Annotated in this window: 7 protein-coding genes and 9 pseudogenes; 8 read left to right on the top strand and 8 right to left on the bottom strand. The window is 59.7% G+C overall.

Annotated features, from left to right (window positions below; translation table 11 throughout):
- Positions 1 to 67: 67 nt before the first annotated feature.
- Positions 68 to 670 (top strand): annotated as a pseudogene (locus tag ACFSOZ_RS16870) (IS6 family transposase); the annotation flags it as partial.
- 54 nt (positions 671 to 724) lie between these two features.
- Positions 725 to 1,084: pseudogene (locus ACFSOZ_RS16865) on the top strand (ATP-binding protein); the annotation flags it as partial.
- A 10-nt stretch (positions 1,085 to 1,094) separates the two neighbouring features.
- Here ACFSOZ_RS16865 and ACFSOZ_RS16860 read toward each other — a convergent pair.
- From ACFSOZ_RS16860 to ACFSOZ_RS16845, 4 genes and pseudogenes are all read right to left on the bottom strand, one after another.
- Positions 1,095 to 1,304, bottom strand: a complete 210-nt coding sequence (locus tag ACFSOZ_RS16860; protein ID WP_379100067.1) for a hypothetical protein — start codon at positions 1,302 to 1,304, stop codon at positions 1,095 to 1,097.
- A 302-nt stretch (positions 1,305 to 1,606) separates the two neighbouring features.
- Positions 1,607 to 2,185 (bottom strand): annotated as a pseudogene (locus ACFSOZ_RS16855) (ATP-binding protein); the annotation flags it as partial.
- Between the two features lies 1 nt (position 2,186).
- A pseudogene (locus ACFSOZ_RS16850) lies at positions 2,187 to 2,664 on the bottom strand (transposase); the annotation flags it as partial.
- A 71-nt stretch (positions 2,665 to 2,735) separates the two neighbouring features.
- Positions 2,736 to 3,968, bottom strand: a complete 1,233-nt coding sequence (locus ACFSOZ_RS16845; RefSeq protein WP_379100065.1) for an ATP-grasp domain-containing protein — start codon at positions 3,966 to 3,968, stop codon at positions 2,736 to 2,738.
- Positions 3,969 to 4,736: 768 nt separating this feature from the next.
- Between ACFSOZ_RS16845 and ltrA the strand changes: the two genes are divergently transcribed.
- The 3 genes and pseudogenes from ltrA to ACFSOZ_RS16830 all read left to right on the top strand — a co-directional run.
- Positions 4,737 to 6,059, top strand: coding sequence for a group II intron reverse transcriptase/maturase (gene ltrA, locus ACFSOZ_RS16840; protein ID WP_379100063.1), 1,323 nt, complete (start codon positions 4,737 to 4,739; stop codon positions 6,057 to 6,059).
- Between the two features lie 188 nt (positions 6,060 to 6,247).
- Positions 6,248 to 6,835 (top strand): annotated as a pseudogene (locus tag ACFSOZ_RS16835) (IS6 family transposase); the annotation flags it as partial.
- Positions 6,836 to 6,860: 25 nt separating this feature from the next.
- Positions 6,861 to 7,208: pseudogene (locus tag ACFSOZ_RS16830) on the top strand (transposase); the annotation flags it as partial.
- A 127-nt stretch (positions 7,209 to 7,335) separates the two neighbouring features.
- Here ACFSOZ_RS16830 and ACFSOZ_RS16825 read toward each other — a convergent pair.
- From ACFSOZ_RS16825 to ACFSOZ_RS16815, 3 genes and pseudogenes are all read right to left on the bottom strand, one after another.
- Positions 7,336 to 8,794, bottom strand: a pseudogene (locus tag ACFSOZ_RS16825) (ISKra4 family transposase).
- Positions 8,758 to 10,140 carry an ISKra4 family transposase gene (locus ACFSOZ_RS16820; protein WP_379100061.1) on the bottom strand — a complete coding sequence of 461 codons (1,383 nt, stop codon included), beginning with the start codon at positions 10,138 to 10,140 and terminating at the stop codon, positions 8,758 to 8,760. Before ACFSOZ_RS16820 ends, ACFSOZ_RS16825 begins: the two are co-directional and overlap by 37 nt.
- A gap of 70 nt (positions 10,141 to 10,210) precedes the next feature.
- Positions 10,211 to 10,733 (bottom strand): annotated as a pseudogene (locus ACFSOZ_RS16815) (transposase); the annotation flags it as partial.
- A 45-nt stretch (positions 10,734 to 10,778) separates the two neighbouring features.
- Here ACFSOZ_RS16815 and ACFSOZ_RS16810 point away from each other — a divergent pair.
- Entirely contained in the window at positions 10,779 to 11,084 is a 306-nt protein-coding gene (locus ACFSOZ_RS16810; protein ID WP_245330990.1) for a LexA family protein, read from the top strand.
- 173 nt (positions 11,085 to 11,257) lie between these two features.
- On the opposite strand, the pseudogene ACFSOZ_RS16805 reads toward ACFSOZ_RS16810, so the two are convergent.
- Positions 11,258 to 11,449 (bottom strand): annotated as a pseudogene (locus ACFSOZ_RS16805) (transposase); the annotation flags it as partial.
- A gap of 40 nt (positions 11,450 to 11,489) precedes the next feature.
- On the opposite strand from ACFSOZ_RS16805, the gene ACFSOZ_RS16800 reads away from it, so the two are divergent.
- Together ACFSOZ_RS16800 and ACFSOZ_RS16795 are read left to right on the top strand one after the other, a co-directional pair.
- Complete coding sequence (locus tag ACFSOZ_RS16800; protein WP_379100059.1) at positions 11,490 to 12,287, top strand: hypothetical protein; 798 nt, start codon at positions 11,490 to 11,492, stop codon at positions 12,285 to 12,287.
- A gap of 454 nt (positions 12,288 to 12,741) precedes the next feature.
- Positions 12,742 to 14,067 carry a hypothetical protein gene (locus ACFSOZ_RS16795; protein WP_379078737.1) on the top strand — a complete coding sequence of 442 codons (1,326 nt, stop codon included), beginning with the start codon at positions 12,742 to 12,744 and terminating at the stop codon, positions 14,065 to 14,067.
- The last annotated feature ends 312 nt before the right edge of the window (positions 14,068 to 14,379 follow it).

The raw sequence follows: 14,379 nt of genomic DNA, 5'->3' as shown, positions 1-14,379 counted from the left end.
CCTCGGCACCATTTGTCCGCGCTTTCTCGCAGCCGTTAACACCCCTGACAAGGGCGTGAGTAATTACGATATTCTGGCCGAGCGCGGCATCGAAGTCTCGTTCCAGACTGTCGCGGAATGGGCTGCCAAGTTCGGCCGCGGATATGCCCGCTCCATCCAGCGGCGGTCCAGGGGTAGTTTTGCCGACAAGTGGCATCTCGACGAAATGGTCGTTGCTATCAAGGGCAAGAAATTCTGGCTGTGGCGGGCCGTCGATGCCGATGGCTATGTTCTCGATGCCTTGATCCAGAGCCGCCGGAACAAGAAGGCGGCCTTGAAGCCGATGCGAAAGCTGCTGAAAGGGCAAGGCATCACGCCGCGCGTCATGATCACCGACAAGCTCAGATCCTACGATGCGGCCAAAAGGGAAATCATGCCAGGTGTCGAGCATCGATCGCATAAGGGGCTGAATAACCGAGCGGAGAATTCTCATCTGGCTGTTCGACGGCGAGAACGAGGTATGATCCGGTTCAAGTCGGCACGACAATGCCAGCGCTTCGTTTCCATCCATGGCCCGATCGCCAACCTCTTCAATCTTCACCGGAAACATCTGATAGCCGCCGATCACCGCGACATTCGAGCCGCCGCTATGGCGGTCTGGAGGCAAATCGCTTCATCGACAGCCGCGTGAAGAGGCCACATCGGGGGAATCCCGTGCACAACCCAAGTTAAGGCGACGCCACCCGTTGACGAGATCGGGTATCTCCCGGTCATCGCCGGCGGCGGCAATCTGTTCTTCCAGCTCGTCAACGCCCGCTATGAGAAAGGTGCGATGATCCTCACATCAAATCGCGGCTTTGTAGAATGGGGCGATGTCTTTGGAGACGCCGTGGTCGCAACGGCCCTCCTCGACAGACTTTTGCATCATGCCGTCGTCGTTCAGATCGAAGGATCAAGTTACAGACTGCGCCAACATGCCGAATTGATGCCCGAACACGTCCGTTCGAAAGCATTGATAACGCCACCGTCTTTCGCCCCGCCATCACGCGAACGCGGCAGACCCCCGAAAAATGCCCAATTCTCCACGTCGTCCGGAGCGGCATAATTGGGGAATTTTACTTCGGCACTTCTGCGGAAATTTCGCCCGGTATTGACACGCCCGTCGATCGCATCCGCAAGAGAAGTCGCGCGAGGCTCTGCGCAATCTGCTTCTGCGTCTCCCCCGGCAAGTTGAGCCAAGGTCCCGGGAGTGTTGTCATGCCCGGGTTCGGAAGTTCGGTGAAGGTCTGGGACGCTACGCGGTGCAGATTCGACTGGATGTTCATCGCGAATCACCTCCTCGATACGAGAGGCGAATGTGCTGTTCAAATGGTGCATCAATGTGAGCAACGTCCGGGCGTTGATCCGCCCCAACGACTTCGACGCGCCTTGTTCTTCCGGAGACGGCGCTGCGAGGTCGGTCACCGAACGCCGAATTGAGCGACGGCTGTCAGGCAGTCGAACAACGACGAAAGCCGGACCGCGCGCAGAACGGGACGAAACCATCTCCAGACGCTGACCCGCAAGGCCGTGGCGCGGATCCGTGACGGTTAAATGAGATACCACCCCGTCGAGAATGGCGGCACCCTGTAATGTTGGGTTCCGGGAAGACCTTTCCCCACTCTCCGAAGGGCTGGTTGGCGGTGATGAGCATGGAGCGTCGCTCGTAGCGGGCGCTGATGAGCTCGAACAGCACGCTGGTCTCGGCCTGGTCCTTGGTGACGTAGGCGAGGTCGTCAAGGACCAACAGATGGAAGCGGTCGAGCCGGTTAATGGCGGCTTCAAGGCCGAGTTCGCGGCGTGCGACCTGCAGCTTCTGGACGAGGTCGGTGGTGCGGGTGAACATGACCCGCCATCAGTTCTCGATGAGGGCGTGCCTGATGGCGGAGGCGAGATGGCTCCCAGGCGGACCGAACAGCAGCAGGTTCGCTCCCTTCTCGAGCCAGCTGTCGCCGGCGGTGATCGCCATCACCTGCGCCTTGGAGATCATCGGCACGGCCTCGAACTCGAACGTATCGAGGGTCTTTCTCGGCAACAGATGAGCTTCGGCGAGATGGCGCTCGATGCGGCGTCGATCGCGTTCGGCCAGCTCGTGTTCGGTGATCGCGGCAAGGAAGCGGCCGGCGGGCCAGCCTTCCTTGTCGGCCTGTTCGGCGAACTGCGGCCAGGCGGGCAGGTGCTATTCGTTGCTTCTCTTCAAGCCATTGGCCTGCGCCGTAAACCTGAAGGCCAGTGCTCTCGACAAGAACATGTACCGGGCCGTCCGGCGCAACCTGGCGATCATGCCGGCTGTTGACAGATCGCCATGTCCGCGCTCGCCGGCTCAGGGTGGTATGATCGGGGACGGAGAGATCCAGACCCATCAATTGCAGACACCGATCCCAGCAATCCTTCTGTCTGGCGCAGACGCAGCCCGAATACCAGGCCCAACGTCAAGGCGGTTTCGATCGCCAGATCGGAATAGCGGGGCTGCCCACCCTTTGTCTTGCGTCTTGGCGCTTGCCACGACACAAGGGCTTCCGGCGTCAGCCACAGGGTCAAGCTACCGCGTCGGCAGAGCCCCGCCTCATACTCTTGCCAGTTCCTCACCCTGAACTTCATCTTGCCGATGTGATGGCGGCGGGGGGCATTGTGTTTGAAAGGCATGGCTGCGACAGACCGATTAGTGAGCTTCCCGCCCGCCTACGCCAATGCGATTAATGATCCGCGCACCAACGTCATTTTTCGGCTGGAAATGGCGTGATCGACCAGTCGATTAAGTCGGCACCACGCTGAAGTGCGACTGCGGTCTCAGCACGGCTGGGTGATGCGGCGATGATATGCCCGATAAAGTCTCGGCTATCGCCTTTCCTGATGATCGCCGTCTTGGGTTCAACATACAATTTGACCTCGACGACACCTGGTACGGCGGCGGCCCGACTGTCGCCATCGATCCAATCGAGGATGCCATTGCGATCAGGAACTAGGATCCGCGCAGCCGCAGTTTGTGAATGCCATCTGCGTAAATCCCATCCCTCGCCGATGACAAGCTTGATGTGCTGGGTGACGAGATCGACACCGTAGGCCAGCTGAACCAGTTGAGGAACAGGCCAACCCGGCGAACGGGGATTGACTTCAATGATGACTGGGCCACGCATCGTCCACCGGAGCTCAAAGTTCGTTGGCCCCCAGCCAAGGCTGAGGGCTCGCAGACCGCTCAAGGAAATATCGGCGATACGATTATGCTCGTCATCGGTTAGCACGGCCGGATAGGTCAGTTCACGAGCGACGAAATTCGGGTGGGGGCCGAACTCACCGGCGCAAATCGCTATGACCTCATCTCCCATTATGTCGACGTTATAGTAAGGGCCTTGTGCAAATTCTTCGACCAGTATCCTCGGCGACGACGGCCATCTATGCTCCCCGCCCAACAGATAGGTCGTATGTTCGGCCAACTCCTCGGTGTTGCGGCACAGTTGGACACCATAGCTGCCGCCGCTGTTTACGGCTGGCTTAAGAATCACCGGCAGGCCGATCTCTGCGGCAGCACTTTCTATGTCCGCCGCATTCGCTGCCAGTCGATAAGCAGGTATTGGAACGCCGGCTTCCGCGAGGAGTTGACGCTGAAGGAATTTGTCGGCGCACCGTTCAATCGACTCGGGATTCGGTCCCGGTAGATCGAAATACCGGCAGAGTCTGCCAGCTGTCGCGCAGACCCACTCACCGGGGTACGGGAAACCGATAATGCCGGCAATGTCATAGGTCGTACGTAGCCGGGAACATTCGCGGATCAGCGCATCGTGATTGCCTATATCGACCCGGATTGCCTCAAGCCCTTCCGCTGCAAGATAGTTGTACCGAGCTGGATTAGCCGACAGGGTAATTGGATAAAGAGCAAGACGCTGGGCCGCTTGGACGTATTGCAGCATATTACTTGTGCCTTCAACTAGAATAAGCGCTCTTCTTGCCATTTGCTGTTGACCTCTTTTGCGTGCTATGCAGTGGTACGAGCGTAGATAGGGATCAGCTTTTTTGGCCATGCCTGCCACACTTTGCGGTGAAGGTACCATCGTCAATGATTCTGAGGTTGCAAAGATTCTGAGAAGTTATTTGAAATGCTTGTTGCAACCGTTTTGATTACCAGACGGTGTGGCACGGGAGCTTCGGCGCAATTTGGAAGATTGCGATTTTCAAGCAGCGCTGGCGATGTCGAGGCTGCGAAGGTATTGTACTTAGCCCGGAAAATTCAGTGCGCCCCGATGGCGCGTATCACCAGTGGAGGAAGGTTCCACCCAGATAGTAGTCGATTGGTCTGGTAGCTGACGAGCGGCTCGGTCGGGTAACTGGCCGGGTCGAAGCCTCGTGACAAAGGCCGCCTTGGGCGGTTGAGCAATCCGATGGGCCGTAACGTGAGTGAAGCCTGAGCAGGCCTCGAAAGTGATGATGTGGATGCCGACCCGCCTGAATTTCGGGGAAGGCCGCGCGAACGGGGAAGCAATCGACATGTGCACCCGTTCGATCCGCCGGGGTAATGGGCACGGCACGTCGGAAGGGTGATGCGGGTAACGGGGGAGACCCGCTCGGCATGAGGGTAGCGGCCTCAACGCAGCCGTCAGGGCGGCGGTGCCGGTGGGAGTCGGACAGGGTCATAATACCGCTGAAGCCGGGTAATGCCGGTGGAGGGAAGGGCCCTGACTTCTGGTGTGCTTTCGAAGTTGGTTAGGAGGGGGTGATTGGCGATGAGCCTCGAAACACCCGAAAAGATCAGGCACCTGCAGAGGAAGCTGTATCGTAAGGCGAAGGCGGAGCCCGCTTTCCGCTTCTACGTGCTTTACGACAAGATCTGCCGTGAGGACATGCTGCGCCATGCCTATGCGCTGGCCCGCGCCAATGCGGGTTCGCCGGGCGTGGACGGCGTGACATTCGCGAAGATCGAGGCGGAAGGCGCGGAGAGGTGGCTGGCGGGCCTGCGCGAGGAACTTGTCTCGAAGACCTACCGGCCGCAGCCGGTGCGACGGGTGATGATCCCGAAGCCGGGGGGCGGCGAACGTCCGCTCGGCATCCCGACCATTCGGGACCGGGTGGTTCAGACCGCCGCCAAGCTGGTGCTGGAACCGATATTCGAGGCGGACTTCGAGGATGGTGCCTATGGCTATCGGCCCAGACGCAGTGGGACCGACGCAATCAAGGAAGTGCACCGGCTTGTCTGCCGGGGCTACACGGACGTGGTAGACGCCGATTTGTCGAAATACTTCGACACGATTCCGCATTCGGACCTCCTCACATCGGTGGCCCGGCGCATTGTCGAGCGGCACGTGCTGCGGCTGATCAAGCTGTGGCTGAAAGCGCCGATCGAAGAGCGGGACGGTGACGGGAAACGGCACGTGAGCGGTGGTAAGAGCAGCACGCGCGGCACGCCGCAAGGTGGGGTCGCAAGTCCGCTGCTCTCGGTCATCTACATGAACCGGTTCCTGAAACATTGGCGGCTCACCGGACGCGGCGAGGCGTTCCGTGCGCATGTCATCTCCTATGCCGATGACTTCGTCATCCTCAGCCGCGGGCACGCGGACGAGGCGCTGGCGTGGACACGTTCGGTGATGACAAAACTCGGGCTGACGCTGAACGAGGCGAAGACCTCGCTGAAGGATGCCCGCACGGAGCCTTTCGACTTCCTTGGCTATACGTTCGGACCTCACCGCTACCGGAAAGACGGCCATTGGTACCTGGGTGCGAGCCCATCCAAGAAGAGCGTGCAACGGATCAAAACGAAGATTGGCGATCACTTGGTAAACGGCAACAAAGAGCCGTGGCCCGTGGTCTGCACCCAGCTGAACAGGCTTCTGCGCGGCTGGTCAGGCTACTTTGGCTATGGAACACGCTTGCCGGCCTATCGAGCGGTCGACAACCACGTCTATGACCGTGTTCGCGCCTTCCTGCGCAAACGGCACAAGGTGCAAGGACGCGGCACACAGCGTTTCTCCGACGACATTGTCTTCGGAAAACTTGGTGTCCTGCGTCTTCGACGCGTGCACATTGGACCGCCGCCGCGTGCCTCACGATGAAACCAGTCGGAAAGCCGGATGCGGGAAATCCGCACGTCCGGTTTGATGAGCGGGGAAGGGAGACGGAGCGAGGCCAGCACGGCCCAAGCCACCGCGCCCCTCCTCGACTCTACGGGGGGTTGGGGGGATGTGGTGCAAGCCGTTGAAATGGTAGCGTCGCCTTAACATTTTCGGCGGACTTTACGGGCATGAGCCCGCACCCGCCCACCGATATTATGACGCTCCGATACAAGCGTCATCGTTTTCCTGCCGAGATCATAGCGCATGCGGTGTGGCTCTACTTCCGATTTCCACTGAGCCTGCGTCATGTGGAAGATATTCTGGCCGAGCGCGGCATCGAAGTCTCGTTCCAGACTGTCGCGGAATGGGCTGCCAAGTTCGGCCGCGGATATGCCCGCTCCATCCAGCGGCGGTCCAGGGGTAGTTTTGCCGACAAGTGGCATCTCGACGAAATGGTCGTTGCTATCAAGGGCAAGAAATTCTGGCTGTGGCGGGCCGTCGATGCCGATGGCTATGTTCTCGATGCCTTGATCCAGAGCCGCCGGAACAAGAAGGCGGCCTTGAAGCTGATGCGAAAGCTGCTGAAAGGGCAAGGCATCACGCCGCGCGTCATGATCACCGACAAGCTCAGATCCTACGATGCGGCCAAAAGGGAAATCATGCCAGGTGTCGAGCATCGATCGCATAAGGGGCTGAATAACCGAGCGGAGAATTCTCATCTGGCTGTTCGACGGCGAGAACGAGGTATGATCCGGTTCAAGTCGGCACGACAATGCCCCACAACCAGATGGCATTGTTGTGCCGATACGAGATCCTGCGACCGGCCATGTGATCTCGCCGGTAGTCGCCGCTGCCCTCTGCATGAAGCCGCGAAGTATGCTGACGATCAATCAGGCGAGGAAGGTCGATGCCTTGAAGCAGGGATCACATGCCTTTGTCCTGATGCGCAGCCTTGCCATGCGATTTCGCGGCATCCTTCGGAGCCGTGAATCGAGCAAGCTCGACATGTGGATTGACGAAGCTGTCAACTCAGGGCTCTCCTCGATCGTCCGGTTCGCGCGGGTCCTGCGCCGTGACATCGCCGCCGTCCGCAACGCCGTCGAATTACCCTGGAGCAATGGCCAGGCGGAAGGCCAGATCAACCGCCTGATGTCGCGCTGCATTTAATAATGAGACTCCTCGGCGTAATGATATCAAGGCCTTAGCCTTGTACTTAAAATGAGAATTTGCATTTAATTTGAGATTCGCACTTGGGAGACCGGTAACTTCTCTGGGGTTAGGCGGCGCGCAGAAGGGGCGGTTTGGGCTTGAATAATGGAGGCACGTTCGGTTCTGGCTGTCGGAACGGTGCCCGCAGCCGATCGCGAAGTTCGCCATTGATCTCCGCCGTCCTGACCTGCATGAGCATGTGCGCACCGTGGAGAGACCAGCGCATCTGCTGCTTCTTGACCATGCGTTTGCCGACAAGCGAATTCACTGCTGACTCGGCGAGGCTGGTGGCGACACGAAGCCCAGTTCGGTATCGCTTGCCATAGTTGACGATCGCGCCGCGGTTCGATCTGACATAGGTCAGGAGCTGCGAGGCGAGGCTATGAACCGTGCGATCGAGAACTCGCTGTCTCCTTGCGAATCCTTCACTCTCTCCAAGAGTTGCTCCAGGTCGCGGATCGCGCGATCGACGCGCCCATGCCACAGGCGCCACTTCACGGCTCTGATGTCCCTGTGGAGGGTTGGAAGGGGCCTGGCACCGTCCGCGCGAGATCGAACCATGTGGTCGGCGATCTGCTGCATTGGTTGGAGCTTCATGGCGATGTGGAACCAGTCGATGATATGGCTGGTCGGCCTAGGCATCGCGCGGGGCAGGCGCTTCAGGATTTCGGCGCCATCCGAGATCACGGTGACGTCGCCAAAGCCGCAATATCCTTCTTGCTGAAGCGCGTGGAGCGCTCGATCTCGGATTGCGGTTTGGTCGGTGCTGCTGGTCACGAAATAGCGGCCACCGGGTTCGCCCCGACCGCCGCGACCGCATCTGGCTACAACGAGTTCGAAGTTTCGCGCTGCATTGGGGTCGGCGCTGCGCACATGCGCTGTGTCGATGCTGATGATAAACTCTTTGCGCCGATCGCCGGGAAGCTCCATTTCGAGCTGGCGTCGATCATCAGCTTGCGCCCTTGCGCGCCGTTCTTCCTCTGCAACCTGCTCGTCCAGCCGTTCACCGATCCTGATGGTGCGCTTGCGCACGGTCGCATGCGTCTCGGTAGGCTCAATGGGCAGGAATTCGGTGAGCACTCTGGCGGCCTGCCGGTACGGCATCATGCTTCCCAGCCGCGCCGTCAGTTCCATCAGCTCGGGCGTCGCCCGATCCGGGCAGATTTCCTTCAGTGGCGCGAAAGCAACGACCATCCCTGGATGGCAATCCCCACACAGCATCCAGCGGGGATTGCGCACCTCCACCGTGCCGAACACAGTTCGGATCCGGCGCGCCGTATAGTCTTTGACCGGCCGGAACGTGTGGCAGTCCGGGCAAACCCGCCAAAACAGAGCATAGGCATTCACCTCCTGGTTTACGACCGCGCCCTGCAGCGCCGTCATGATCTTCTTGCCGTCTTCGATCGACAGGCCGATTTCGCCGTCGAACAGGCGCTCCCAGCTCTTGTCGACCCGGACCCTCCCGACGCACAAACGTCGCCGAACTCGCTCATTCCCTCGATTGTAATTGTCCACTCAACCGCCATCGTTGCTTCTCCGAAGAGAGCGACGGTGATGAACTGCTCGGGCCTAACAATCCCGTGCTCAACCCCAGAAAAATTACCGGTCTCTTCACCGCTGACTCGGCGAGGGTCGAAGCGACGCGAAGCCCGGCTCGGTATCGCCTTCCATAGTTGATCATCGCGCCGCGGTTCGAACGGACATAGGTCAGGAGCTGCGCGCCGAGGCTGCGAAGTCGCGCGACTGAGAACTCGCCTTCTTCCTGCGAATCCTTCAGTCTCTCCAGGAACTGCTCCAAGTCGCGGATCGCGCGATCGACCCGCCCATGCCACAGACGCCACTTCACGGCTCTGATTTCCCTGTCGATACTTGGAAGCGCTTCAAAGGGGCCGGACCGGGATCGCACGATGTGATCGGCGATTTGCTGCATGGGTTGGATCTTCATGGCAATGTGGAACCAGTCGATGATGTGGGTTGTCGGCTTCGGCATGGCCCGCGGCAGCCGCTTGAGGATTTCGGCGCCGTCCGAGATCACGGTGACGTCGCCGAAGTCGCAATATCCTTCCTGCTGAAGCGCGTGGAGCGCTCGATCTCGGATTGCGGTTTGATCAGTGCTGCTGGTCACGAGATAGCGGCCACCGGGTTCATTCCGACCGCCGCGACCGCATCTGGCCACAACGAGTTCGAAGTTTCGCGCTGAATTGGGATCGGCGCTGCGAACATGAGCCGTGTCGATGCTGATGACGAACTCTTTGCGCCGATCGCCCGGAAGATGCATCTCGATCTGGCGTCGTTCGTCCGTTTGAGACCTTGCGCGCCATGTTTCCTGCACGATCTGGTCGTCGAGCCGTTCGCCGATCCTGATAGTGCGCTTGCGCACGGTTGCATGCGTCTCGGTCGGCTCGATGGGCAGGAAATCGGCCAGCACCTTCGCTGCCCGCCGATACGGCAGCATGCTCCCCAGCCGCGCGGTCAGTTCCATCAGCTCGGGCGTCGCCCGATCAGGGCAGATTTCTTTCAGCGGCGCGAAGGCATCGACCATGCCGGGGTAACAATCCCGGCACAACATCCAGCGAGGATTGCGCACCTCCACAGTGCCGAACACGGTTCGGATCCGGCGTGTCGTATAGTCCTTGACCGGCCGGAACTTGTGGCAATCCGGGCAAACCCGACGAAAGAGGGAATAGGTCTCCGCCTCATGGTTCACGGCCGCGCTCTGCAGCGCTGCCATGATCTTCTTGCCGTCTTCGATCGACAGTCCGATGTCGCCGTCGAATAAGCCCTCCCAGCTCTTGGTGGTCTTCACTTCCCGTCGACAAACATCGCCGAACTCGTTCTTCCCTTCGATCGTGATCGTCCATTCCACCGCCATCGCTTCCTCTCCGAACAAAGCGACACTGATGGACTGCTTGGGCCTAACAACCCGTATTCGACCCCAGAGAAATTAGCGGTCTCACGCGTTCGGCCTGCGGTAATGGATATCGACGAGGTCGCGCATGCAATGGGCAAAGTCTTCCGCGGCGCGCCGCTCGGTGACCTTGACTTTGCGCCAGGAGCGGTGTGCGTCGAGGAAGACGAACAGGTTGGCGGTGCCGTTGCGCTTGTACTCGCAGTCATACCGCTCAAGCCGGCCCGGTTCGGCCGGGATCGGCTGTCGCACCTCGCCGATGAGTTGGGTCGGGCTTTCGTCGAAGCACACCACCGGTCGCTTCGGGTCCGGTGCCTCGGCATAGAGGTCGAGCACGTCCTCCATGCGCGCGACATACTCGGCGTCGACCTTGGGGATGCACCACAGCCGCCGACCACCACCGTCGCGGCAATGGCCTCGTCACCCAAGCCCGCGTCGACGGCGAGCAGGATCTGCGCCCGCTTGAGCTTGCGAGCCGGCTGCTTGCCGCCTGCCAGCATCGCTGTGAGTTCATCGCGTTCGGGTTGGTCGAGATCGACACGATAGCGTAGATTCATCCAGAAAGCCTCCTCGATTGCCAAGGGTTCCGGATGAATCGAAAATTGAATCAATTACTTGACGGGCAAACGCCTGCGGGTCCCAGCTTCACCGAAAAACAGGGCCAGTACCTCGCCTTCATCTGGGCTTATATGCAGATCAACCGCCAGCCGCCGGCCGAACGCGACATGCAACGCTATTTCGGCGTCACCCCGCCGTCCGTCCACCAGATGGTGCTAACCCTCGAACGCTCCGGCCTCATCCGCAGGCAACCAGGTGTCGCGCGCAGCATCCAACTGCTCGTCGACCACGACATCCTACCCAAACTTCAGCCGGTTCAACCCGTCATAACCTCTGTGCAGAGGTACTAGCCCGCTTGATGCACGGCGATCGGCTTTCGGCGGCCTACATCGGCGATCTGGCCGCCCTCGGAGCGCATTTTGACAAGCCTCGTCGGGCGCCGGCGATGATCCGTCGTGATGGAAGGCGGGGGTTTGCGGGTTGAGGTCGGCGGGTTTGTTTCGGGACGTCTGCGTCCCATCGTTTATGTCGCGAGTTGCGGGATGCGGCTGAGGACGATGCGCAGAATACGCTGGTCGGGGCAGGATGTCGGCAGGTGCAGACGGATCTGGGTTTTCATCTCGACCACGCGGGCGGCGATCTTGATGAGGCGCAATCGCAGCGTGTCGAATTGGGCGACGGCAAAGCTCGAGCGTTTCGGCATCGCGGCGCGCAGCCGCCCGCGCGGTCGGCGCTCTGTCGAAGGCATGCGCCCGATGGAATTGGTCGTCGGAGACGTGCACCCGATCGACATCCATCTGACGCGGGCTGAGGGCTCGATTTGTACAGCGAAGTTGATCGCGTTTCTCGATTGGGCGACTGGCCGCGTCTGGTGTGATCTGATCGCATTTGACAAGCGCGGCGGCGTCAACAATCGTGACGTGATCGAAGTCTTCGCGGCCATGGTGGAGCATCCTGCTTTTGGCCTGCCTGAAGCCCTCTACATCGATAGCGGCAAGGAATTTGCATTCGCGACGTACCTGGACGCCGCAAGAACACTGACGGTGCCCGGATTCCATGGGCTGGCTCACACGCTGAGGGTTGTCAACGCCTTGCCTTACAACGCCCCGGCAAAGCCAATCGAACGCTGGTTCGGGGACTTCGAGTCTCGCTATCTAAGCTCAGTACCGGGCTGGATTTCCGGCAACCGTATGAACAAGCGCCAGGAGGCGATCGGCCGGACGGTTGCGCCCTATGGCACCTTCGAAGATTTCGTTCCGGCGTTCTTCGGTCTTCTAAAGGCCTATCACAGCGTGCCCACCGGAAAGCAGAGCGGCCTAAAGGGGCTTTCGCCCAACGCCATTTTTCAACAGCATGTTGCTACAGGGTGGTCAGCTATAACCATGAGCCGGGATGAGGTCCGCGCGTCTGTAGCGCGCCGCGTCGAGCGCACTGTGATTCAAGGCGCGTTTCAGATCCGTGGGCGTCGGTGGTCCTGCGAAGAGCTGTGGCAGTATGCGTACCGTCGGTCCGACATTCGAACGCGTGCGATTGTGGCGCAGCAGAAGACCTGACGACCGTTCAATTCGAATTGATGGCTGATGTGGGAGTTGGAAGGCCGAGCCAATGCGCAAGCAGCAGTGCCGACGGTGGCAACAGATAAAAATCGGAGCAAAATTTTGCACGCCATCACATACTCGTGCATTGAGCTGTTCGGCGCCAGCGTCAGCAAATACAAAAAAATCGATCCTGCATTGTTCTTGCACCGGTAAGAGCCGAGAGGATGTCACGTTAGCTGACGCTCCGCTGACGCCTTCGAGTGCGGACGCAATGGCCCGTTCGCACATCTTGTGAATAGTCCTTCCCCATGCACCTGAAACCGCCTGCCCCTTTTTCCTTTCAGCGCTGCTTCTAACGGCAGGCCTGCGCTGTCAGTCTTTGAACTGCGGGCCTCGTCAGCTTCTCGTCAGCGGATGCGGGCAGGATAGTTCCTCGCTAGATGGATCTCTCAAACCACGGAGGTGAATTATGGATCCGAAGAACTTCAATCCCTTCTCACCAGATTGGCAAAACTCGTACTACGCGATGCTGGCCCAGCAGCAGGCAGGACAGGGGGGCCAGCCGGAGGAGGCCGCGCAGCGCGACTTTGAGGAGCACCTGGAAGAGGCGGGCCAGCAGGACGCTCCCGATCATGGGAGGCGGTACGCCATCGCCCCTGATGACGCGGCCCTCATCCGGAATGCGCGTAATGCGGCTTGCCAGAAGATTGCGTATCGCTCCGCAGTCGTGAACGGTTCGAGTCTCCGCAAGTTATCTGAAGCACTACAGCAGCGTTACAATTTGTCTCTCAATGGACTTAGTGACGTGTCGCTGAAGGATTATGCTAAGCAACTGTTTCCGGGTGAAGCCCGGGTCATTACGGCGTTGGGCATGCTTAGGGCGTACCGCGAGGGTGCCTATGGAGAGGGTGCCTCTGGAGCGGGTACCTCGCGTCAGGGACAGGGAAGGCGGTATGATGTCGTTCCTGAAGATGCGGCGTTAATCCATAATGCGGGTGGTGCGGCTCGCGGGAGGCTTGAGGCTGGGTCTATATCTAACAATTCCACGAGTCTCCGCAGATTGTCTGGAAGGCTCCAGCAGCGTTACAATTTGTCTCTTAATGGACTTAGTGACGAATCGCTGAAGGCTTATGCTAGGGAGCTGTGTCCGGACGACCCCAGGGTCCAGAGTGGGGTGAGCATGCTGAAGAGGTATCGGGAAACCCTTGGAGAGGGCACCTCGCATGCTGCGGAGGGCAGCTCTCGCCAGCCAGTGCAACAGCCATCACCAGAGCATGAGTCATCCCCGTCGCGAGTGTCAAGTTACAATCAAGACCAGCTTTGGGGCGATTATGATGCGGTCCAGGCGGCGCCGGGTGGCGCTTCTCCGCAGTCATCCCCGTCGCGAGTATCAAGTTACAATCAAGATCAGCTTTGGGGCGATTATGATGCGGCCCAGGCGGCGCCGGGCGGCGCTTCTCCGCCGCCCATTTGGCAGGGAATGAATGCGCCTTCGCCAGCGCCAACCGTTAACCAGCCAGGCCCATCGGATCAAGGCGCCGGGGCATGGATTTTTGGGGCAGCACACGTGCCCAACGCGCCTCCGGCGCCGGATCTAGCAATCTACGTCCCCGGCTGGCAACACGGCGATCAGCGCGCGCCTGAGGACCTCATGCGCGGAATGCACTACATGGGCGTGCTGCCGAGCCCGTCGCAGCCGCAGACAAATTTCACCATCGGTGGCGTGCCCTACACAGCGGCGTTGGGGCCATCAGGCAGGCAAAACGACATCATTGTGTTCTACCGCCGAAACTGAACAAGCGATTGCCGCACGACAAACAGGGGTTCTTCCGCATATTTGGTGCAGGTGCCGGGATTCACGGACGGTGCGAATAAGTTCATAGAGTCGGAATCGCGGTCGACGCCGTGATTTGCCCGTGCTCCATGCCTTCCGCTCGCTGATTTCGCCCGAACTTTCGATTGTCCAAATTCTCCCGGAGGCCGACAGGGTAGTGTGTCGCGCTGCATTTAATAATGAGACTCCTCGGCGTAATGATATCGAGACCGGTAATTTCTCTGGGGTCGAACACGGGTTGTTTGGCCCAAGCAGTCCATCACCGTCGCTTCT

This window comes from Mesorhizobium newzealandense, from assembly GCF_042682145.1.
GTDB classification, from domain to species: Bacteria; Pseudomonadota; Alphaproteobacteria; order Rhizobiales; family Rhizobiaceae; genus Mesorhizobium; species Mesorhizobium newzealandense.
This window is presented reverse-complemented; position numbering and strand designations above follow the sequence as displayed.

Bases quoted from the DNA above. Each gene is read 5' to 3' on its own strand.
- ACFSOZ_RS16860 (WP_379100067.1), bottom strand. From the start codon at position 1,304: ATGAACATCCAGTCGAATCTGCACCGCGTAGCGTCCCAGACCTTCACC.
- ACFSOZ_RS16845 (WP_379100065.1), bottom strand. From the start codon at position 3,968: ATGGCAAGAAGAGCGCTTATTCTAGTTGAAGGCACAAGTAATATGCTG.
- ltrA (WP_379100063.1), top strand. From the start codon at position 4,737: ATGAGCCTCGAAACACCCGAAAAGATCAGGCACCTGCAGAGGAAGCTG.
- ACFSOZ_RS16820 (WP_379100061.1), bottom strand. From the start codon at position 10,140: ATGGCGGTGGAATGGACGATCACGATCGAAGGGAAGAACGAGTTCGGC.
- ACFSOZ_RS16800 (WP_379100059.1), top strand. From the start codon at position 11,490: ATGGAATTGGTCGTCGGAGACGTGCACCCGATCGACATCCATCTGACG.
- ACFSOZ_RS16795 (WP_379078737.1), top strand. From the start codon at position 12,742: ATGGATCCGAAGAACTTCAATCCCTTCTCACCAGATTGGCAAAACTCG.